A 20,767-nucleotide genomic window follows, 5' to 3' on the forward strand; every position below is an offset into this window, starting at 1 on the left:
AGCTCACTCGGCCCACCTTACCTTTACGTCGACCTCTGGGTTCCTGGCCTGCCAGTCGGCAACACTGGACTCTACTGCAGATCTGAACTCGGGAGTTGCGCCCGGTTCTGTGAAACTAAGGCCGATCGGAGCATCCTCGAATCCATTCATGTGAGGGCGCGCCCTAACGTAGGAGTCAAGTTTCTTGAATACGTGTTTGGTGATCCACTTGTCAATTTTGACCCGCGGGTCACGTCCGGTTGCAGTTTTCTCTTCCCAGAGTGTTCCGTCTTCGATCTTGTCGATGTCCGTGATCGTGTCCGCCCAGTTGTCTGGGTTGTCCACCACGTAATTTGTATCTCCCTCGCGTGGAGGGCGCTCGCGGTTCGAGGAGCCATCCCCGCCAGCATTAGCTGGGGGAGGCGAACTGGGCTCAGACGGAACATCCCCACCGTCACTGGCTCCGTGGCCCCCCGGTGCTGTATCAGGGGCGGGGGCATGCCCTCCAGGGGCATCCGGATGCGTGGTGCCAGAGCCTGGAGGCTCGGCATGCGCCCCTTGCCCGGAAGACGCGCCAGAGCCTGCGCCGTCTCGGGATGGTCCGGAAGGCCTGCTTTCCGATGTGTGACCAGTGCCGGTGCCGGATGTCTCACGAGCAGATCCAGGCCCATGGGCCGCGCCGCTGCCACCGTCAGGGGTGTTATGGCTGGCCTCTGGCGGCAGGTTTTCGCCTGCGGGGGTGGAGGCTTCGGGGGCGCGTGCTCCTGCGCCGACGAGGGCTGGCTCGCGCCGGGGAGGTGCTGGCTCGGGTTCTGCCAGCTGCGCGCCTGACGGCTCGCGCGGGATCGGGTTCGTGTTTCGCACGCCGTTTGTGCTGTCGATGAACTCGCCGGATGAGACGACGAGTTTGGAACCGTTGGGGTACTCGATGACACTTTGTGCGGCCCTGGACGTGCTGGCAGCGTCGGTGGCCGCGCGGACACCGGCGGTGATCCCGGAGACCTTCGGCAGAGCGCGGGCCGCAACCCCGACCGTCTTGGCGGCTGCGCCGATGGGATCGATGATCTCGCCGACCCTGGCGGCGGTTCCTGCTGCGCGGGCGCCGGCTCCGGCCTTGCCGGCCGTACCCGCCTTGGATGCCGCGCCCAGGGGGCCGGCGCCGAGGGTGGCGAAGTTGAAGAACACGGTCGCCGTGGCCTTGGCCGGGTTTTCCTGCCAGTCGTCCCAGGCGACGAATGACTTGCCGAATTCTTTCGCGTACCCGCGCCCCTCATCGGTGAGTTCCTGCCACCGCGGGCTGAAGGGGCTGTCCTCCCGGTTGCCCGTGGGGTCGGTGGCGAAGGAGCCCAGGCCCATGAACACCTTGGCCAGGCCCTCGCGGGCGGCCCCGCCCTCCTCGCCGGGGCTGAAGAGGGTGACCAGGCCTTCGACGGAGCCAATCATGTTGTCTTGGACGAGGCTGACCCCGAACTGCCCGAGGTGGTAGTCGATCCCGAAGGGAAGCGCGGTGTGGTGCTCCGGCATGCCCCAGGGCAGAGAGGTGGCCTCACTGAGTTGGTCGGCGCTGAACCCGTAGGAGTTCTTCTGCTTCGGGCTGCCGTCGTTGATGTGCCACTGGGTGCCGCCGACCGTGCCCGTGATCTTGTCGGCGGCTGCCACCTCGGCCCGCTGGAAGGCCGCCACGGCCGCGTTCACGCTGTTCCATAAACCCTGGTGTTCGTCGACCTTGTCTTGGTCTTTCTGCCAGGAGGTGAATGCGCCGTCGTCGCCTTTGACAGACTCGCAGAATATGGCCGCTTGGTGGCGCAGTACGTCAAGCTGTTTGATGATCGGAGCGATCGAGGCCACGTAGCTGGTTAGTGCCTCTGCCACCGTCTCCAGCTTTTCTGCGAAGGAGTCCGAGCCTTCCTGTACCGCCTGGGTGGTACCGAACAATTGCCCTGCCTCGGGGGCCTTATAGGAGGCGTCCAGGCGCTGGAAGCGGTTGTGCACGTCATCGCCGTGGTCCCGGATGGCCTTTGCGGCTCGGCGTGCGAGGATGATCTCGCGCTCCAGCTCGACCAGGTCGCCGGTATAGGTCGGCACGTCGTTCGGGCTGATCACTTCTCGGCGCCCTTCTTGCGGGCGGCTTCGAGTACCGCGGTCACGTCAGGGGCCAACGTGGCCTGGCGCTGAGCGTTCCACGCCTGCTCCAGATCACCCGCCAGGTAATGGTTGGTCGCCTCGATGGCGCCGTTGGCCGAGTTGCTGGCGCGCAGCGTCAGAGACACCACGTCCCGCTCGGTGCCATGGACGAACTCACCCAGCGCCACGGCCACCAACCCCGCGACCTTGTCGCCACCGCCCGCACTTTCACCGTCGAAGGACAGCGTGCCGGCCGACGTCATCGCGCCCTGCGCGCTGTTCCCGTACAGCTTGATGCCCGCATTGAGCCCGCTCTCGGCCTCACGCACCCTGGAGATAACCGACTGAACTCCAGCAGGTGCGATGTCCCACGCCGTCACATTCAACCCCCGTTACTCAACTGACTGGTACGTTCCTCGCCCCGTCAACCGTGGCCGCTCGCTGCCGTTGTTCAGCCGATGTTGTCGACTGCAGCGCGCGCCCGCGCGAGCGTCGACTGTGCGGTGCCGTCGTTCTGCTCGAGCGTGGTGCGTACGAGGCGGATGATTTCCCGCACCTCGTTGGCCGCCTTGTTCCAGCGGACTTCCTTGCCGTGGTAGTCATCTGACACGCCGTCGGCCTGGTAGTCGGCCATCGCAGCCTTCACCGCACGGTCACGGTCGCCGAGCACCCGCTCCAGCTGACCGATGATGATCTGCAGGCCGCCCTGGACGTCGGCCGAGGCGCCGGTGTCGTAGGAGCGGCGGTCCTGGTTTCCAGCCATGGCGAGGTTCCCCCTGCGTACGAAGTGTCTGGTGTGTGAGTTGGCTGGCTCAGCCGGAGAAGCGGGCGCCGTCGAAGTTGGCCGCGCCCATGTTCTGGTGGGCGTTGTCGGACTGCTCCTGGTCACCGGAGCCGAACGCGGTGTCCATGCCTGCCTGGCCGCCCAGAATCGAGGACAGCGCCCCGTTCAGATCCGAAGTGATCTCGTCCGCCCGCAACTTGAACGAGTCGAAGGTCGCCTTGCCCGTTCCGTTGAACTTGCCCTCCAGCGGCTCGGCCGCCTGGACCAGCAAGCTGATCAGCGTCCCGAGGTCGTCGCTGGACCCCACGGTGTTCTTCCCCAGCACCGCGAGAGTCGTGTCTCCCATGTCGAACTTCATGAGTCCACCCCCGTGTATTTCCGATTGTGTGGTGCGTCGCGGGCGGTTGTGCCGTCACGGCATGCACATGCCTCACTCACGCCCCGTAGTGTATCGAACATCCTGTCCCATGAAGCATTGCAGACGCAACGTAGTTGGGGGTGAGATGGCGTGATCTGTGCCCATGGCGTGCGCCACGCCGAGGACCTGCCGCTATGGGAAATGCGCAGCTCGATAGCTGCGGTTGTGTTGGTAGGAGTGCTGTGCCGCAGCGTAGGTGCCATGCCGACGAGGCGCTGTCATCAAAGGTGCAACGAGGAGGCTGTGGCGAGGAGGGGCGCCGGGCACGGTAGCCGTGGCCGAGAGCGCGCGAGGTGCGCAGGTGAGTGAAGGGGTTCTCGCCCGAACTGCCCGGATAGACACTGCCGGCCCACCACCGCGCGGGCCAGCTGATGGACAGCGGCTCATCGTGGGCGGCTCGGGCGAGGCGAAGGGACGGGAGCCGATCCTCTGGCACGGGACAGGCAGGGTCCCGAACGAGGGCGCTAGGTGATGATTTCGCAGTCTGCAGGTGCCGGGTTGAGCTCTCCAAGAGTGCTTGCAAAGCGCTTACCGGGAGAGCGTGCGCGAGGGGGCCTGGTAGGTGCAGGTTGGTGGGCGGCGGGTCTGCTGAGTGAGGGGGCCAATAGCGCCGTACTTCCGCATACGGTGTCCTACGGGCGCCAACGTGCCGACAGAACTCCGAACCAGAATCGTGCACCTGACTGGGGGCAAGGGGTCGCAGGTTCAAATCCTGTCGTCCCGACGGAAACGTCGCAGGTAGGGGTCACCTTCGGGTGGCCCCTACTTCGTGTTGGGAGCAATTCTGGGAGCGGGGGCGCGCTCCCACTCGCCCCCTTGACGACTTTTACCGACCCACCCCATGTCTGTGTGGACTCCACGTCCGGGTACACACAGCATCCGGAGGTTGAACGCGGTGGGTCTTCTCGGTGCGCCCGTGTACGAGGTCATAGGCCCGGAGCAGTTTCGTGTCGGTCGGGCGTGGGTCGGCGCACGGCGGACGGTCCTCCTGAAGCGGCCGGCTGAGCGCCATTCAGTTCCCCCTGTGTCACGTCCGCTTGGGAGTCCGACCCTCGAGTATCACGAAGAGCGCAACTTGTGTCACACCGGCGTCAGGTGCTTGCGCACTTCGGCCGTTCGGACTGAAAAGACCCTCTTTCCGGCTGGCTTGGTATAAGCGGACCCTGGAGGGGCCAAGGCGCGCGGACAGTGCCGGAGGGGGACCGCGATGTCCGGACCGCTCTACGTTCCCGTTCTGCCCGTCCGACAGCATGGCCGGATCGCATACGAACGTCTGCGGCCCGATATTCAGGCTGCGGTTGCACCCCTTTGGAACCTCCCGCCCTCTCCCGGAGTGACTCCGGCGGAGCTGATGAGCGCACGCTGGCAGAAGGAGCTGCGCCGGGTCAGGGGCGCGCATCGACGCCATCCGGGCTGGATCGACGCCCCCTTCGCGGAAGCCGCGCAGACGTCGGCGCTTGCCGAGATCCTGGGCGAGTACATCGCGCTCTCCGGCTTGCTCCGCCCGGTGACCGGGCCCGAGCGCAGTGAGGCTCAGCAGACGGTGGCTGTGGAAACCGCCCGCCTCTGTGGCTGTGGAGTCGGTGTTCGCGTCCGCATGCCCGCGGAATTCGACGGGGCCACCGTCGAGGCCGTCGGCAGGCTGCTGGACCGCGTCGGCCGTGAGGTGCCCGTCGATCTGCTGCTGGACCTGGGCAGTGTCCTGCCAGGCCGCCCTGACGCGGGAAAGGAGGCGCTACGTGCGCTGGATGCTCTCGTGGACCTGGTCGGCACGTGGCGGACCGTCGCCGTACTCGGTGGTGCGTTCCCTCAGGTCACGGACGACATGATGCCGATGGGAGAGCCGCACGAAGAGCCGCGCGCCGACTGGGACATGTGGCATGAGATCCGCGCGGGCCACCGCACGCGCCTTTCACGGCTCGGATACGGCGACTACGGGGTGCAGTCTCCCGCGGCCCTGGCCACGGTGCCGGGAGGCGGAGGACCGCCCTGGGGTGTCCTCCGCTACACCGTCGACCGCTCGTTCATCCTGTGCAAGACGCTGAACGCGGGGCCCGACCGTACAGCGACCATCCGGGTCGCCGCAGGCCTGATCCGTGACCTGCCCGACTTCCGGGGAGCGACCGCGAGCGCCGGAGAGACCTGGCTGCGCGACTGCGCTGATGGACCTATGACGGACAGCGAAGGCTCCGGCAGCCATACCCAATGGCTTTGGGCGGGCAACGTCCAGCACATGACATACGTCGTACGGTCCCTGCCCGGAAGCTGAACGTGCCTCCTCCCACCGGCTGAGGCACGTCCACGCTCAGTCGAACAGCGGCCCCAGTACGTCCTCGCCCGCCATGACGCGCCACGCGGGGACGCGTACCGTCCGGCCCACCGGCCCCGCCTTCGCCCCGTGGCCACCGGACTGCAGGCCGGTCAGGAGGTCGCCCCGCGCGTGTGTCAGCCGCAGGTGCCGTGCCTGGTCGGCGCCGTGAGGCGGGCCGGGGTCGATCAGTACCGCCGTGTTCTCGCCGGCCTCGGTGAACAGCAGATCCACCGGGTGTCCGCCGACCGTCGTCGCCCGCTCCAAGTCGGTGACTCCGCGCTCTGAGAGGTACTGCTGAAGCCGGTCGGTGAGTTCTTCCCGGAACGCGGGCACCGCGGCGGCCGTCGTCACCGGACCGCCGTCCTCACTCGCGTCTGCCCCCAGCGGGACCGAGCGTTCCGCGAGGAGGGTCGGCAGACCGCTCTGCCCCTGCCAGAAGGCATGAGCGCCCACGGTGATCAGCTGCGACTTGGCCCGGGTAACTGCCACGTTCCAGAGATTGACCTGGCCGGCGACCCAGTGCGCCGTCCTTCGCGGGGTGTTGTGCGTGGCCACCGGGCTCAGCACCATGACGTCGCGCTGCCCACCCTGAAAGGCATGAACCGTTCCGACTCGCACGCGGTCGTCGTCGCGCCACGCCCGCGCCAGCATCTCCTTCTGCGCTCGGAAGGGCGTGACCACCCCCACGGTCGCGTCCTGCGGCAGCCGACCCAGCAGTCCGTCCACCACTCGCCGTACGGCCTCCGCCTCCGCCGAGTTTCGCCAGGACCGCCCCTCGCCGCCCCGCGCCGACTCGCCGTGCGGCACGTCGACCCAGCCGAGGACCGGCGCCGGGTCGGTAGCTCCCACCGGGTCGAAGGCCGGGACCTGCCGCCGTACGTCGGTGAGCACCTGCAGCTGCCCCGCATAGCAATGGCCGTTCACGATGTCGGCGATCCGCGGGTGGCAGCGGTAGTGCTCGTCGAGGAGCAACGTGGAGTCGCCGTGCTGCTCGGCCGCGTGGTACGAGGAGTACACGTGGTACGTGAGTCGGTGGTCCTCAAGCTGCGCGGCGCTCAGTCCGTTCCTGACCCGCGCCTGCTGTTCCTGCTGCGGTGACACACCGGGGATGTGCCCAAGTTGCATCGGGTCGCCGATGATCAGTGCCCGGCGGGCCCGGAACAGCAGCGGCAGAACGGCAGGGATGGAGCACTGGCTCGCCTCGTCGATGACGACCAGATCGAAGAGTTTCGGGGCGAGTTCCAGTTGCCGTACCGAATGGGTGCTGATGGCCCAGCCCTTGATGTGCGCCATGAGGTTCTTCTGACTCCGCTGGTAGCCCGAGCGGCCTCGGAGCGCCTGGAGCCGCTGCCCCATGAGTCCGCGTGCCCGCATCAATGTCTCGGCGGACACGGCCCGGGAGAGCTCTGCCGACAGTTCGGACAGCGCACCTGCCGCCTTCAGCCGCGACTGTCTCAGGGCGTCCTCGTCCCACTCCGAGTGCCGCTGTACGAGGGCCCGCACCTTCCGTTCCACGGCTACCACGTCCGCCAGCGACTCCAGCAGCTCGGACGGCACCGGCCGCCCGGTCGTCCACGCCGGCCACGACGGCCCGTCCGACCGGTTTGGCTCATCAGGGTCGGCCACTGCCGCGACCAGTGCGCCGAGCGCCCGCCCCCGGCGCCACGGACCGAGCAGCCACCAGCGGGCCCCCGACACCTTGCGTGCCCTGTCCTCCCAACGCCCCAGCGAGGCCACGCCGTCCTCGCTGAAGGCCCACACACCGGCAAGGAGCGACAGGGGCAACTCCAGCGTGGCCACCCGCTCCTCCCGGTCCCGGAGCAGCTCCAGCAGCTGCCCCTCCTCGCTGACACGGCGCGCAGCCTCCTCCCGCAGCCCGTCGCCGGTCTTACGGGTACTGCGCAACTGGCCGCCCACGGTGGCCGATCCGCGCCGTGGAGCCTGGGCGGGGTCGCCGAGCAGCCGCTCCAGTTTCGCCGACTCCCGCTCCAGCGCCTCGGCGTTGCCCGTCCGCATCAGCAGGCCCGGTGCGATGTCGTCGCAGCGTTCGGCGACAACGTTCACCGCTTCGTTGTTCGTGGAGGCGACCAGCACGGACTGACCGGCGGCGACACAGGAGGTGACGACTGCCGTGACGACCTCGCTCTTGCCCGTCCCGGGCGGCCCGGTCGCCACCGTCAGCGGCCGCGTCATGGCCGATGAGATCACCAGCTCCTGGCTCTCGTTGCACGGCCCCGGAGCCACCACGGCGGCGGAAGCCTCGTGCGCACCACCCTCCCCGCCGCTCAGCAGGGTGCCCAGGGCGGTGCCGGCGATGTGTCCGGTCCGTGTCGACATCTCAAGAAGGTTGCTCACCAGGGCCTGAGTGGCGATGGCCTCCACACCCGAAGGCACCTGCAGTACGGCCGCGTTGTGTGCGCCGGGACGCAGCGCCTGCATGACCGTCCGTTCACTGAGCGAGGACGGATCGAGTGGCTCGAGCTCCGGCAGCCCCAGTTCCTCTAGCAACTGACGGACGGCGCGCAGCATCTGCGCCTCGTTGCCCTCTTGCCAGGACGGCTGCCAGCGCGCGACGAGGTCGGCCGCGTCGCCCGCGTCGAGCAGTTCCGACACGACACCGGTGTGCAGGGAAGGCACACCGCTGGGCCGGAGTACGTCCCGCCCCTCCTCGTCCGGTGCGAGCTCCATCTGCTGGATGAGCAGCGGAGCCACTTCGACCGCCGTGCGACGCCCCCGCGCGCCACCATCCCGCACGGGCAGCGTGATCGCCGGATAGCCGTACCAGTACTCCTGCCGAGCCCCGGCGTCCCCGCCGCTCGCACCGGTCGGCCCGCTCTGCGGTTTGGGCAGCTTTCCCGGAGCGGGGAAGGCGGATCCCTGACCCGACTGGATGCGCTCCTCACCCTGACCCAGCAGGAAGTACTTCGAGTCGCGACCGCTGTCACGATCGGGCCGCATGCCGGCCGCAGCCTGCGCGGTGAGGCAGTGCGCGTAGTACCGCAGCAGCCGCTGAGGGTCGACGCCGTCGCGCGCGTCCAGCGCGGCCAATTCTCGTGCCTTGAGCAGGGCGGGAGAGCGTTGAGCAGTCTCGGCCGCGTCACGGGGCAGCGCGGGAATGTGCACGGGGCGAGCCACCGACCGGGCGAAAGGCAGGCTGTTCGTGGCCCTGATCGTGGACTTGGTGGGGCGCTGCTCCTCCGGTACGCCGTCGCGCGCCATTTGCGTCGTCAGGTAGTCGAAGAGGTCGTCCGGCGTGATCCAGCCGCTGCCCTTGATCAGCCCGTTGCGCAGCCCCTCCACGATCTCCCCGGTGAACCGGGACGTGCCGAGGCTCGACCCGGCCGGAGCCATCGCGGACGCGGACTGGAGGGCGTCGGAGGCGGTGATGAAGTACACGCCGGTAGGCCGCAGCAAGGTGCTCGGTGTGGGCCGCCCGGCTTCCTCCGCGGGGCCCTTCGAGGTCCAGCCCTGCACGACGGAGCCGCTGGAGCAGCAGTCAAGGAGCACCAGCTTTGAGGAGGCCCGGCACGACTGGAGCATCCGCTCCAGGAACTCCGCAGGGACCGCCGTACCCGACAGATCGTCCGGATCGGTGTCCCGGGTCAGGAAGTACAGCTGATTGTCCTTCTCGCAGAACTCCCCGTGCCCGCTGAAGTACAACAGGGCGGTCTCGCTGGCCTGCCGCGCGTTCAGGAAGGTTTCGACGGCGTGCAGCATCTCCGCGCGGGTCGGCTCGGGGACCATTTCGCAGTCGTTGTACATCCCGATCTCGGTGTTCTGCAGCACCGCCCGCATGTAATGCAGATCGGCGCGTACAGGCGGCAGATCGTGGTACGCGTCGCTGTCGTACGTGGACACGCCGACGAGCATGGCGAACCGGTCGTTGTCGGCCATGCGCGCTCAGCCGGCCGCGGGGGTGGTGCCGAGGCCGTCGTCGTCCGTGAGGTGAGGCGCCGTACCTTCGCCCGCGAGGAACCGCTCGATCCGCTCGTTGTCCTCGCGAGCCTCCGTGCCGGTGATGTTCAGGGTCGCGCCGTCCGGTCGCTTCACGATGATCGTCCGCTGCGGCGCCCGTGCCAGCCAGATCTGCACCCCGGCGGCGACCAGCGAACCAGCGCTGATCACCAGGCCGATCATCTCGGCCGACAGCCCGCCCTTCTCCGTCGGGTCGGCCGTCGTACGCTGCCGGGGGATGTCCAGGGCGGCCTCAGGGTCGGCGTCTGTGATTTCGGCGAGCAGCTCACGTGCGTCCTTGCGTGCACGCAGCGGATCGTCGTCGACGATGGAGATCCGGTACCCGGTCCGGTCCTCGGGCGTGGTGGTCATCGCGCGTCCCCCTCGGTCTGCCGTGCCTATGACTGCCTATGACGGAGGCACGAGCGGACGACGATAGTCGGCCAGTCCGACAGCGGGCGGGCTTGTTTCCGGAAACCACCAGGCGCGGGCCGAAAAATGGCTGATCGCACGCTGTACGGGTATCTAGACGGGCCCGTTGACGCGTGGCGCGACGGCCAAGCCGCACAGTCACCCAGTCCGCGGCTCTGGACCGGGGCATGTGGAGGCCGCAGGCCGCTGCCCGCGGCATTGCTATGTGGATTTCAGGTGTTGGGTGAGTTGCTGGAGGGTGGTCCAGGAGTTCGGGTCGGTGCCGTCGCCCAGTACGTAGTGGAGTGAGGGGCGCGCGGTAACGCCGAGTCGGGTGGGGCTTAGGCCACCCGGCGGGTTTTGGGCGTGGGTGAGGCCGATCTCGCTCACAGCCTCTGCACCCAGGGTGAAGGAGAGGGGCACAGGCGGGGCTTCGAACCGAGGTGGAACGGTGAGGTCTCGGCGGGCGGTGCGGAGCGTGGCGAGCATGGACGCCAGACCGTGCTCCGTGGCCAGGGTTTCGGCCAGCGAGGTGATGGCGTCCACGGGTGGGGCTTCGTCGGGGGCGTAGCCGAGGGCGAGGGTGATGTGTTCCTCGATGCCTGCCGAAGTGTGGGTGATGCGGGTGGTGGCCAGGGCCGGGCGATCGAGGGTGCCGACGGTGGTCAGCCACGTGGGGGCGTTCTTCTGGGCGCGGGCGCGGGCCAGTTCGGTCAACTGGCGGGGGGACCAGGGCAGGGCGATGGGTTCGGCTGTGGACCATCCGGCCGGCGGGGTGCCGGTGAGCGCCTGCCAGGCCGCTTCCAGGGCGCCGCCGAGCTGGAGATCTTCGTCGGCGGGATGAGTGGTCTGGAAGGAGAGGAGTAGTTGGCGCTCGCCCGGAGTGTCGGAGGCGGCAGGTTGGGGCTTGAAGGCTTCCGCGAGCCGGGGCTTGCCCTTCGCGGATCTCACGGGCGTGAAATGGCCTTCCTGCCAGCGGAGTTCGGTGCCGGACAGGCCGTCGTAGTAGCCGCAGGACGGGTCCTGGACGACCCACCGGTTGGGGTGGCCCTGCAGGGCCGTGCGGGCGGGGAAGGTCAGACGGGTGTGTGCCGGGGTGACGATCTGCAGGGCACGATCGTCCGCGGTCGCCCCGCGCAGGGCGTCGGCGAGCCAGGTCGTCATCGCAACGAACGGGCGGTCCTGGATGACGACCGCGGCCTTGTCGGTGAGGACGTCGACGGCCGGTGAGGCGGTGGCGGGGGCCGGGTTGGCGGTGACGTCCTCGGAGGTGAGCGGGACGACGTCGGTGTGGGCGGCCTCCGGTGGCCAGACTGTGCCGCCCAGGACGGCGGCCAGGCGTCCGGCGAAGGATCCGGCGAGGCGCTCGCCCTCCTCGACGGCAGTGGAGGCGCGCGCTTCGGTCCACCAGTAGGGCCCCTCGGGGGTGATGACCTCGGGGCCGAGCAGACGTTGTGCCTCCCCGGGGACCTGGATGAGCAGGGGTGCTTCTACGGAGACCAGGGGGCGGCCGCCCGGGGCGCAGAGCTGGACGACAGCTCCCTCGGCCAGGGAGTTGACGCCCAGGTCGGGGCCGCCGGCGAAGAGACCGGCGAGCAAGGTGTTGATGTCGGGCATCTTGGGGGTGAGGGCGATGACGTCCTTGGTCACGGGTGTCGTGTCTCTTCCGGTGCTGCGGCGTCTTCGGCCAGGGCGGTCTGGATGAGCTGGTGGCGGCGGCCCCGGCGGACCAGGGTGCCGCGGCCCGGCGGTTGGGCAGAGGCGTAGAGGCCGGGGAAGAGCTGGCCCTCGGTGCGGTCGCCGGTCATGAGCAGAGCGGTGGCGCCGGTCTCGCGCAGGGTGGTCAGGAAGGGCTCGTACAGGGCGCGGGAGGATCCGGCGACGCGGCGGGTGACGATGAAGTGCAGGCCGATGTCCTGGGCGGAGGAGATGTAGGGCAGGAAGGGCGCCAGGGGTTGTTGGCCGGCGGTCGTGAGGATGTCGTAGTCGTCGACGAGGATGACGATACGGGGGCCGGTGAAGGCGGGCCCGGCGGTGATCGCGTCCGGGTCGGCGGTCTCCGGCATGCGCTTTTCCAGTTCGCCCGCGATACCGGTGGCCAGTGCGGCGGCGAGTTTGGCGTTGTGCGCGTAGCCGCCGCGGTAGGGCTCGGGGACCACGCCGCGCAGGCCGCGGCGCGGGTCGAAGACGCCGAAGACCAGTTCCTCGTCGCTGTGGCGGTCGATGAGCTGGCCGGTGATGAGCTTGAGGAGGTTGGTCTTGCCGCATTCGTTGTCGCCGAGGATCAGCAGATGCTGGTCCTGGCCGGTCAGGTCCAGGAATGCCGGGGCGAGGGCGTCCTGGTCGACGCCGAGCGGGATGCGCGAGGGTTCGGCGGTGGGCGAGGGCAGTTTGGCGGCGGGCAGGGCGGTGGGCAACACCCGTACGGGGGCGGCAAGTTCGCCGTGCCAGCTGGCACGCAACGTACGCGCGGCGCGTTCCAGGGCGGGACCGAGGTCACCGGTGGTCGGCTGGCCGTCGATGCGGGGCAGGGCGGTGTGGGCGAAGAGTTTGACGTCGGTCAGGACCCGGCCAGGGGTGTCGGCGGACAGCGTCTCGGACAGCTTGCGGTCGACGCTTGAGTCGGAGGGGTCGTTCAGGCGTAGTTCGACGCGGGTGCCGAACATGGACTGGGTGGCGATGCGGACGTCGTTCCAGCGCAGCATGCCCGCCACGATGTGGATGCCGTAGCCGCTACCGCGTTTGAGGAGCTCGGCGATGGTGTCGTCGAGTTCGGCGAACTCGTCGCGCAGGGCGCCGAATCCGTCGATGAGCAGCACGATGTCGGTCGAGCCCAGTTCGGTCAGGCGGCCCCGGGCACGCAGGTGGCGCAGTTGGTCGACGGAGTCGATGCCGTGTTCGCGGAAGAGCTCTTCGCGCAGGGCGAGCTGGGCACGGACCTCGGCGACGGTGCGGGCGGCGCGTTCGTGGTCGGCGCGTCCCGCGATGCCGCCCACGTGCGGCAGTCCGGAGAGTGCGGTCAGGCCGCCGCCGACCAGGTCGAGGCCGTAGACGGCAACCTGGGCCGGGGTGTGGGTCAGGGCCAGGGAGAGCGCGAGGGTGCGCAGCAGGGTGGTCTTGCCGGACTGGGGGCCGCCGATGACGGCGGCGTGTCCGCCCGCGACGGTCAGGTCCAGGGTCCAGGGCTGTTGCCGCTGCTTGGCCGGATCGTCGAGGACGCCCAGCGGTATCTGCATGGGGCCGGTGGCGGTGGCCAGGTGCAGGCCGCGCTCGGAGGCCTGTACGGGGCCGGCGGCGGCGTCGAGTGAGATCGTGTCGGGCAGCGGCGGCAGCCAGATGCGCCGTACGGGAGGGGCGGCGGCGCACAGTTGGTCGACCATCGCCGTCAGGACGGTCGGGCCGGTCTCCCGCTCCCGCATCGCGGGTTCTTCTGGCGCGCCGGTGGTGGGGTCCTGGCCCGTGTTGAAGGTGGGGTAGGGCCAGGCGAGGGGTTCGACGTCGGTCTGTTCGCCCAGGGCCGGGCCGCGAAAGGCGCCGGAGACGTAGCCCGCCTTGAAGCGTTCGTACGTGGAGGTGTCGACCTTGAGGTAGCCGAAGCCCGGCAGCGGCGGCAGCTGGAAGGCGTCCACTGTGTCCAGGACGGTGCGCGACTCGTCGGCGGAGAAGGTGCGCAGGCCCAGGCGGTAGGAGAGGTAGGTCTCCAGGCCCTTGAGCTTGCCGGATTCGATGCGCTGGCTGGAGAGCAGCAGGTGCACGCCGATGGAGCGGCCGATACGACCGATGGACAGGAACAGGTCGATGAAGTCGGGCTTGGCGGTGAGGAGTTCGCCGAATTCGTCGATGACGACGAACAGGTGCGGGAGGGCTTCGAGTTCGGGGTGTTTGGTGCGCAGGGCGGCGTAGTGGCCGATGTCGGCGACGTTCCCGGCGTCTTTGAGGACCTGCTGGCGGCGTTTGACCTCGCCGGCGAGGCTGGTGTGGACGCGTTCGACGAGGCCGGCCTGGTTCTCCAGGTTGGTGATGACACCGGCGACGTGGGGGAGTTCGGTGAAGGGGGCGAAGGTGGCGCCGCCCTTGTAGTCGACCAGGACGAGCGCCAGGTCCTCGGGGGAGTGGGTGGCGGCCAGGGCCAGGACGAGGGTGCGCAGGAGTTCGCTCTTGCCCGAGCCGGTCGCGCCCACGCACAGGCCGTGTGGGCCCATGCCCAGCTCGGAGGATTCCTTGAGGTCCAACAGGACGGGGTCGTGGCGGTCGTTGAGGCCGATGGGTACGCGCAGGAAGTCGCGTTCGCTGCGTGGTGCCCACAGCTTGTCGAGGTCGAGGGCGGCCGGGTCGTCGATGCCCAGCAGGGTGGGGAAGTCGACGGGGCCGGAGATGGGGGTGCCCTCGGCGGCGGACTCGGCGGAGAGCCGCAGCGGGGCGAGCATGCGGGCCAGTCCCTCGGCGCCCGCCAGGCTCATCTCATCCGCGGTGCCCTGCCCGGGCAGCGCTTCGGGGGCGCGCAGGTCTTCGACCGTGACGTGGTCGCCGTCGACGGTGATCCGGACGCTCACCTGGTCGGGCTCGTGGACCTGCTGCTCGAGCAGGTGCAGCACGGTCACGCCCATAGCTGTCAGGTCGACGGCGGTGTCGGGGCGGGGGAGGTCGGTGGCCGTGTTGCCGTGGCAGTCGCTGATGACCAGGAGCCGGTCGTTCATCCGCAGTGCGTTGCGGTCGGACAGGCCGCGGCGTACTTCGGCTGCGTAGGAGGAGCGGCGGCGCAGGTCTGGGGTGCATTGCCGGGCGAGCTGGTCCACGCTCGGTGCGATGCGCCGGGCGGCGACCGGACCGTCGTCCTGCTGCGCATCGAGGACGTGGGGCAGCCACTTCGCCCACTCCCACTCCTGAAGGCGTTCGCCGGGCACGCCGAGGGCGATGGCGACATCGTCGGGGGCGTGCGTCACCGCGGTCTGGATCAGCAGGGCGCGGGCGACGCGCAGTACGCCGTCTCGCTCGCCGATGATGCTGACGTTGCCCGCCCTGTCCAGCGGCGCGGTCAGCGGGAAGTCGCTCGCGGTGGTGAACCGGTGCTGCAGCGCCCGTGCTTCGTTGAGCATGAACGGGTCGGGTGGGGTCAGTACGCCGCTGCCCTGGTTCTGGCCGATCGCAAGACCCTGTACGGGTACGTCGCCGGTGCCGAGCCGCACCCGCAGGAAGTCCGCGTCGAGACGGCGCCGCTCCCACAGCCGGGCCGGATCACGCACGAGGTCGTACAGCGCGGCAGGTGGCGGATTGAGGACTCGCGCCTGTCGTCGCAACTCCCGCTCGGTGGCGCTGAGTTCGTCTCGCTGCTCCTCCACGTATTCGAGATACCGCTCGCGTTGGGTACGCCGGGTGCGTTGAGCCTTGCCGCGCTGGGACAGGAACAGGGCCACCGCACCCAGGAGGGCGAAGACGAGGACGATGGCGCCGATGGCGGCGAACTGGCTGTTACGGATGACGGTCATCATGACGACCGAGCCCATGACACCCGCCATCGGAAGGAGCGCGGTGGCCGCGTTGCCCATCTTGCCTTCGGGCAGGTTCGGGGGCGGTTCGATGGTGCGCTCGGGGGCGGCGGCCTGCGGCCGGGTGGAGCGGGCGGGACGGTGTATGAGGTGTTGGGTCATCGCACCCGCACCGCCCGCCCCATCGCCTCGGCGGCCAGTTGGACGGCGGCGTCGCGGGAGCTTTGGCTGAGCATGCCGGTGTGGATGGGGCCTCCTTGGGCCAGATGACGGTCGTAGGGGAGCGGCACCACGGCAGCCCCCGTCTCGCGCAGGTGCGCGGCGGCCGTCTTCAAGTCGAGCGTTGTATCGGGGGAGTTGGCGGACAGCGCGACCACGGTGGTGGCCAACGCCGAGTGCGGCAGCTGGGCCAGCCAGTCAAGGACCAGGCGGGTGCCGTTGACGCCCTCGGCTGTCATCGGGGCGACGATGACGCGGGCGTGGGCGGTGTCCATAGCGGTCCGTGCCACTTCGCCGGGCAGCGTCTCGCAGTCGACCACGGTCGCCGCGAAGTAGCGGCGCAGTGCGAGGGTGACGGTGCGGTAGGTGGGTACGTCGAGTGGGGCTCCGACCCTGCCTTGGCTCGCGGGCAGCAGCCAGCCGCCGTCCGTGACCGGCACCAGATAGCCGGTGACGTCGGTGAGTTGCATGGCCGGGCTGAGAAGCTGGGCCAGGTCGGCGCAGGCCCAGCGCACCGACTCCGCCCCGAGCCGGACCGGCAGAGTGCCGAGCGCGGCGTCGGCCTCCAGGGCAAGCACGGGGTCGTGGCGGTAGTGATTGAACGTGCGGGCCAAGAGAGCGGAGACGGTGGACTTGCCGACGCCGCCGCGGATGGAGGTCACCGCGATGACCCGCCCGGTGGTCACCGGCTGCTGGACCTCACGGGCGAGGCGTGTCTGCTCGGCGACGTCTTGGCCGGCCGAGGCGGTCAGCTTGCGCAGCGTGCGACCGGTGCGCCGCGCTGCGGAGTCTCCGTGCTGCGGGCCGCCCAGGGCGCGGGCCAGGCGCGGATCGACCGTCGGCACGGACTCGGGAGTGGGCATAGGGAGGCGAGGGTCGCGAGGTGCCGGTTGGGAGGTTGACGACGGACGGGGTGCTGGAGCAGTGGTCCGCGGCGGCTCCTGCGCCCGCTGTTGTGTCTGCTCCGGCGCTCGCTCTGAAGCGGCCAAAGGCAGCTCGGCAGCGGGCGCAGGAGCGGCCCCCAATTCCCGCAGCACGTCACGCTGCCAATCACTTTCCTGCTGAGCCATGCCGCACCCCTACGCGAAGGTGTCGAGCAGTCGCCCGTACACACCGAACACCCCAATGACCAGGGGCAACAGGGAAATGACCCCCATCGACTCCAGCACGTCGCCGACACGGCGAAGCCGCACCCGCACGTGCTCGGCAGGCTGTACCGCAAGGACCACCAGAGGAATCAGCGCCAGCGCGACCAGCAGGGCCAACGGCCCCTCGGCCGGCGACCGCTCCAGCCACACTCCGACAAGGGCCACCACGACGACGGCCGAGGCGGCGAACAACCCCACCACCTCCGCGACGAGCGGGTAGGCGCGCGCCCGCAGCCCAAGGACCACGGCGGTGACCACAGCCACGAGGACCGTCCACACCGAGGGGGCACGCAGCACCATCACCCCTGCCGCCGCGGCGGAGAGAGCCAACACAAGCGTGGCCAGTGCCAGTCCACGATGCGTGGCGGTCAGTGCCGTACCCACCCGGTACCGGCTCACCGAGGCCCCGCCGGTACGCCGGTCATCGAGCCCCGACAACCCGGAGGCCATCAGGGCAAGCCGCGGCAGCACACCGAGCACAACCACCGACACGACGGCGAGCAACGCCCCCATACGGGACTGCTCGACGCCCGTCCGGCCGCCGTCCTGCAGCGCGAAAGCCGCCTCCCACAGAACAAGGCATCCCAGGGCGGCTACTGCTCCGATCAGGGCACCTCGCCCCAACGGTGAGAACCACCCCAGAAGGCACAGCGCGAGTGCGACGTTGACGGCGACGCCCGCCAACAGCACCGGAGGGCCCCAGCCATGGGCATCGCCCGACGTCCAGGCCCCGAGGATGCCCAGCGCACCAGCAGACACAATCAACGTGGTGGCAAGACCGGGCTGCTTGCGCCACCCCAGCAGAGCGCCGGCAAGACCCAGCCCCATGGCGACAGCCACCAATGCGCCGCCTGCCGCCGCTGACTCGAACTGTCCGGCAGCCAACACTCCCGCGACAACAACCCAGAACACGGTGGCCAGCCCAGCCACCACCCGCCGCGCAGCGGGCCGCCACCGCCAGGCCCGCACGTCCAGATCATCGGCAGCTTCATCGGTGACGTCATGTACCACGGGCGCGGACGGCGCATCCTCGACGCATACCAGCCGCAGCACGGCACCGTCGGCGACACCGGCGGATTCCAGGGTGCTGTCGTGCGCCAGCGCGGAACCGTCCGCGGTGACGAGATGCCGCAGCATGGGCCGGGCGGCAGCCCGGTCATCGAGCAGCCGCAGAACCTCCGGAAGCAGCAGCCCGATGGGCTCCTGCGAGGGAAGCACAAGATCCACCCGCCGCTGCTCTCCCACCAGAGTGACCCGGCTCAAGGCGGTGCGACTGGTACCGCTCGTGCGGCTCAACGGCCCCGCAGATATCACGCTTTCGAACCTATCATCGAGAAGAAGGGCTTACGGAGGGCGAGGGGGAGGGTGCCGAGGGCGGGGAAGGAGGCACGGAGGTGCTGTAGGGGCTCTTGCCGATGAGCCGGTTCGAAATGAACGACCACCCCACGCACCCGGCACACAACACCGCCGCGATCACCACTCCGGCGAAGACCTTTCCCAACCGCTCATCCACCGTGCGCCGTTGCCGCTGCGCACCGAACAATGACGCATCACGCAGCCGTCGGCGTCGTACCGACACCGACTCCAGCAACTGACTGTCGTAGTCCTGGGCTGCCACAATCTTCCACTTCTATTTCTCGAGCTGGCAGTGCGCGTGCGCAGTGGGCATCTTGGTCAAGTCTGTGTCGGCCAGCCTAATTGAGCTCAACTGTGGCTCTGTCAGCGGGGAATCCATGAGGAAGGCGCTGACGGTCGACCGGCGTCACGTGGGGAACTCGCCCAGCCAGCCGCGCTGCAGCAGATGCTTCGGCAAGTACTCCGACTCGACGTCAATCGGAATCCCCCCGTCGTAGGCAAGGCAAGCGATAGCCAGCGGCCCCAAGGCGACGCTTCCATCAATGTCTGCTTCCCGATCTTCGTTCAGCGTCCAATAAGTCCTGTGCAGCTTCAAGGCTTCCAAAAGGGCGGGATTGAACCCCTCCTCATTCTTGCGTACGAAGTGGTAGAAGAGGTTGATCGGTGGGTAAAGCAGGCCATCCAGGAGATCTCGCGGGGTGATTCGCGCGACGGCAGGATCCGACGCCTGGAACGTAGCGGTGAGTTTCTCCACCAGTCCAGGCCGGCGCAGCCAGTACGTCTGCAGGGTGTCTACCCAGTGATAGATGTACTCGTCATACTTCCCCTCGCGTGCACGCAGTCGCTCCAAGGGGATCTCGCACAGCTGCGTCATCCGCGGCTGATCGCGGCAGATGACGGCCAGCCAGAACGCCGTCAGCCAGTTTCCCGCATCGGCAGTTGGCAGCAGGCCCAGGGCTGGAAGCGTCCGCACCTTCCGGTTGATGCGGCACTCGACGGAGCCCTCGACCCTCGCCGTCACGGCGAACAAGGCTGATCCCAGTTGCATCGCGTTGACCGTGGCCTCCCACGTCTCCAACGCCGCCGCTCGGGGATCGACGACACAGCGAGCGCGCAACACCAGAAGCCCGGTGTCGAAATGTGAGTCGATCAAGCTCGCGGTACCGGCGGAGTCCGCAAGGTGATCGATGCCGTTCACCAAGTGCGTGTTGAGGCGCTCCGCCAACTGCTTGGCGTCAGGTCCTGCCGACAGGTCATGCCGGGCCATGTGGTCGGTCACGGAAGGGTTCCCTTGCGGGCGTCGGCGAGAATGGCCTTCATGTCCGGGGCCTTCTCCGCATTGCGCTGTGCGGTCGCGGCTTGCTCCAGGTCCCCGTGCAGGTAGTGGTTGGTCGCCTCGATCGCTCCGTTCACCGACTTCGCGGCCCGAGCGCCGGGGAAGAGAGCATCCTCCGCGGACTTGTCCACGAACAGCGCCAGAGCCACGCCGATCGGCCCGACGGGCACGTCCCCGCAGTACCCCGAGCTGATGGTGCCGGCCGAGGTTGCCGCGCTCTCGGCGTCGGTCCCGTACGCCTTGACGTCCTTGGCCAAGTCGTCCATCGCCAGCCCCACCCACGACGTCACTGAATCCACCCCGGACGGTGAAATGTCCCACGCAGGCATGCCAAACCCCCTACTGATCCCCGTAATTCAGCCCAACCGCTCGGTGCTGTCGCTCAGCCGATGTTGTCGACCGCGGCGCGTGCCCGCGCGAGTGTCGACTGTGCGGTGCCGTCGTTCTGTTCCAGCGTGGTGCGCACGAGGCGGATGATTTCCCGTACCTCGTTGGCCGCTTTGTTCCAGCGGACTTCCTTGCCGTGGTAGTCGTCTGACACGCCGTCGGCCTGGTAGTCGGCCATGGCGGCCTTCACCGCGCGGTCGCGGTCGCCGAGTACCCGCTCCAGCTGGCCGATGATGATCTGCAGGCCGCCCTGTACGTCGGACGAGGCGCCGGTGTCGTAGGAGCGGCGGTCCTGGTTTCCAGCCATGGCGAAGTTCCCCCTGTGTGCGAAGTGTTGGGTGTGCGGGCAAGTCGATTCGGCAGGGTCAGGCCGAGAAGCGGGCGCCGTCGAAGTTGGCCGCGCCCATGTTCTGGTGCGCGTTGTCCGACTGCTCCTGGTCACCGGAACCGAACGCGGTATCCATGCCCGCCTGTCCGCCCAGGATCGAGGACAGAGCCCCGTTCAGATCTGAAGTGATCTCGTCCGCGCGCAACTTGAACGAGTCGAAGGTCGCCTTGCCCGCTCCGTTGAACTTGCCCTCCAGCGGCTCCGCCGCCTGGACCAACAAGCTGATCAGCGTCCCGAGATCGTCGCTCGACCCCACGGTGTTCTTCCCCAGCACCGCGAGAGTCGTGTCTCCCATGTCGAACTTCATGAGTCCACCCCCGTGTATCCCCGATTGTGTGGTGCGCCGCGGGCGGTTCTGCCGTCACGGCATGCACACGCGTCACTCACGCCCCGTAGTGTATCGAACATCCTGTCCCATACGGCGTTGCAGACGCAACGCGGTTGGGGGTGGGGTGGCGTGATCTGT

Annotated in this window: 16 protein-coding genes; 1 reads left to right on the plus strand and 15 read right to left on the minus strand. The window is 68.7% G+C overall.

Annotated features, from left to right (window positions below; genetic code table 11):
* Positions 1 to 3 precede the first annotated feature (3 nt).
* The 4 genes from AC07AG_RS10380 to AC07AG_RS10395 all read right to left on the minus strand — a co-directional run bounded on the left by AC07AG_RS10380 (position 4) and on the right by AC07AG_RS10395 (position 3,245).
* Entirely contained in the window at positions 4 to 2,082 is a 2,079-nt protein-coding gene (locus tag AC07AG_RS10380; protein ID WP_478753738.1) for a hypothetical protein, read from the minus strand.
* Entirely contained in the window at positions 2,079 to 2,483 is a 405-nt protein-coding gene (locus AC07AG_RS10385; RefSeq protein ID WP_478753740.1) for a DUF6507 family protein, read from the minus strand. The genes AC07AG_RS10380 and AC07AG_RS10385 overlap by 4 nt, the downstream gene beginning before the upstream one ends.
* A gap of 71 nt (positions 2,484 to 2,554) precedes the next feature.
* Entirely contained in the window at positions 2,555 to 2,866 is a 312-nt protein-coding gene (locus AC07AG_RS10390; RefSeq protein ID WP_361461276.1) for a pore-forming ESAT-6 family protein, read from the minus strand.
* 49 nt (positions 2,867 to 2,915) lie between these two features.
* On the minus strand, positions 2,916 to 3,245 hold the full coding sequence (locus AC07AG_RS10395; RefSeq protein WP_478753742.1) for a hypothetical protein: 330 nt from the start codon (positions 3,243 to 3,245) through the stop codon (positions 2,916 to 2,918).
* A 1,267-nt stretch (positions 3,246 to 4,512) separates the two neighbouring features.
* Between AC07AG_RS10395 and AC07AG_RS10400 the strand changes: the two genes are divergently transcribed.
* On the plus strand, positions 4,513 to 5,574 hold the full coding sequence (locus tag AC07AG_RS10400) for a beta family protein (RefSeq protein ID WP_478753744.1): 1,062 nt from the start codon (positions 4,513 to 4,515) through the stop codon (positions 5,572 to 5,574).
* 36 nt (positions 5,575 to 5,610) lie between these two features.
* Here the strand turns inward: AC07AG_RS10400 and AC07AG_RS10405 are convergent, their stop codons facing one another.
* The 11 genes from AC07AG_RS10405 to AC07AG_RS10455 form a co-directional block, all read right to left on the minus strand.
* Positions 5,611 to 9,510 carry a caspase, EACC1-associated type gene (locus AC07AG_RS10405; RefSeq protein ID WP_478753746.1) on the minus strand — a complete coding sequence of 1,300 codons (3,900 nt, stop codon included), beginning with the start codon at positions 9,508 to 9,510 and terminating at the stop codon, positions 5,611 to 5,613.
* A gap of 6 nt (positions 9,511 to 9,516) precedes the next feature.
* Complete coding sequence (locus AC07AG_RS10410; protein ID WP_478753748.1) at positions 9,517 to 9,942, minus strand: effector-associated constant component EACC1; 426 nt, start codon at positions 9,940 to 9,942, stop codon at positions 9,517 to 9,519.
* A 261-nt stretch (positions 9,943 to 10,203) separates the two neighbouring features.
* On the minus strand, positions 10,204 to 11,631 hold the full coding sequence (locus AC07AG_RS10415) for a DUF6177 family protein (protein ID WP_478753750.1): 1,428 nt from the start codon (positions 11,629 to 11,631) through the stop codon (positions 10,204 to 10,206).
* Entirely contained in the window at positions 11,628 to 15,629 is a 4,002-nt protein-coding gene (eccCa, locus tag AC07AG_RS10420) for a type VII secretion protein EccCa (RefSeq protein ID WP_478753752.1), read from the minus strand. The genes AC07AG_RS10415 and eccCa overlap by 4 nt, the downstream gene beginning before the upstream one ends.
* A complete protein-coding gene (locus AC07AG_RS10425) occupies positions 15,626 to 16,549 on the minus strand; it encodes a CpaE/TadZ family protein (RefSeq protein WP_478753754.1) in 924 nt (307 codons plus the stop codon). Before AC07AG_RS10425 ends, eccCa begins: the two co-directional genes overlap by 4 nt.
* 216 nt (positions 16,550 to 16,765) lie before the next feature.
* Positions 16,766 to 18,130: a type VII secretion integral membrane protein EccD gene (gene eccD / locus AC07AG_RS10430; RefSeq protein WP_478753755.1), complete on the minus strand. Its 1,365-nt coding sequence runs from the start codon at positions 18,128 to 18,130 to the stop codon at positions 16,766 to 16,768.
* Positions 18,131 to 18,161: 31 nt separating this feature from the next.
* Entirely contained in the window at positions 18,162 to 18,452 is a 291-nt protein-coding gene (locus tag AC07AG_RS10435; protein ID WP_478753757.1) for a hypothetical protein, read from the minus strand.
* Between the two features lie 144 nt (positions 18,453 to 18,596).
* A complete protein-coding gene (locus AC07AG_RS10440; protein WP_478753759.1) occupies positions 18,597 to 19,469 on the minus strand; it encodes an immunity 49 family protein in 873 nt (290 codons plus the stop codon).
* Positions 19,466 to 19,855 (minus strand): DUF6507 family protein, encoded by a 390-nt coding sequence (locus AC07AG_RS10445; RefSeq protein ID WP_478753761.1) that lies wholly within the window; start codon positions 19,853 to 19,855, stop codon positions 19,466 to 19,468. Before AC07AG_RS10445 ends, AC07AG_RS10440 begins: the two co-directional genes overlap by 4 nt.
* Positions 19,856 to 19,908: 53 nt before the next feature.
* Positions 19,909 to 20,220 carry a pore-forming ESAT-6 family protein gene (locus AC07AG_RS10450; RefSeq protein WP_351161619.1) on the minus strand — a complete coding sequence of 104 codons (312 nt, stop codon included), beginning with the start codon at positions 20,218 to 20,220 and terminating at the stop codon, positions 19,909 to 19,911.
* Positions 20,221 to 20,278: 58 nt separating this feature from the next.
* A complete protein-coding gene (locus AC07AG_RS10455; RefSeq protein ID WP_351161621.1) occupies positions 20,279 to 20,608 on the minus strand; it encodes a hypothetical protein in 330 nt (109 codons plus the stop codon).
* Positions 20,609 to 20,767: the final 159 nt, after the last annotated feature.

This window comes from Streptomyces sp. NPDC044044, assembly GCF_056434405.1.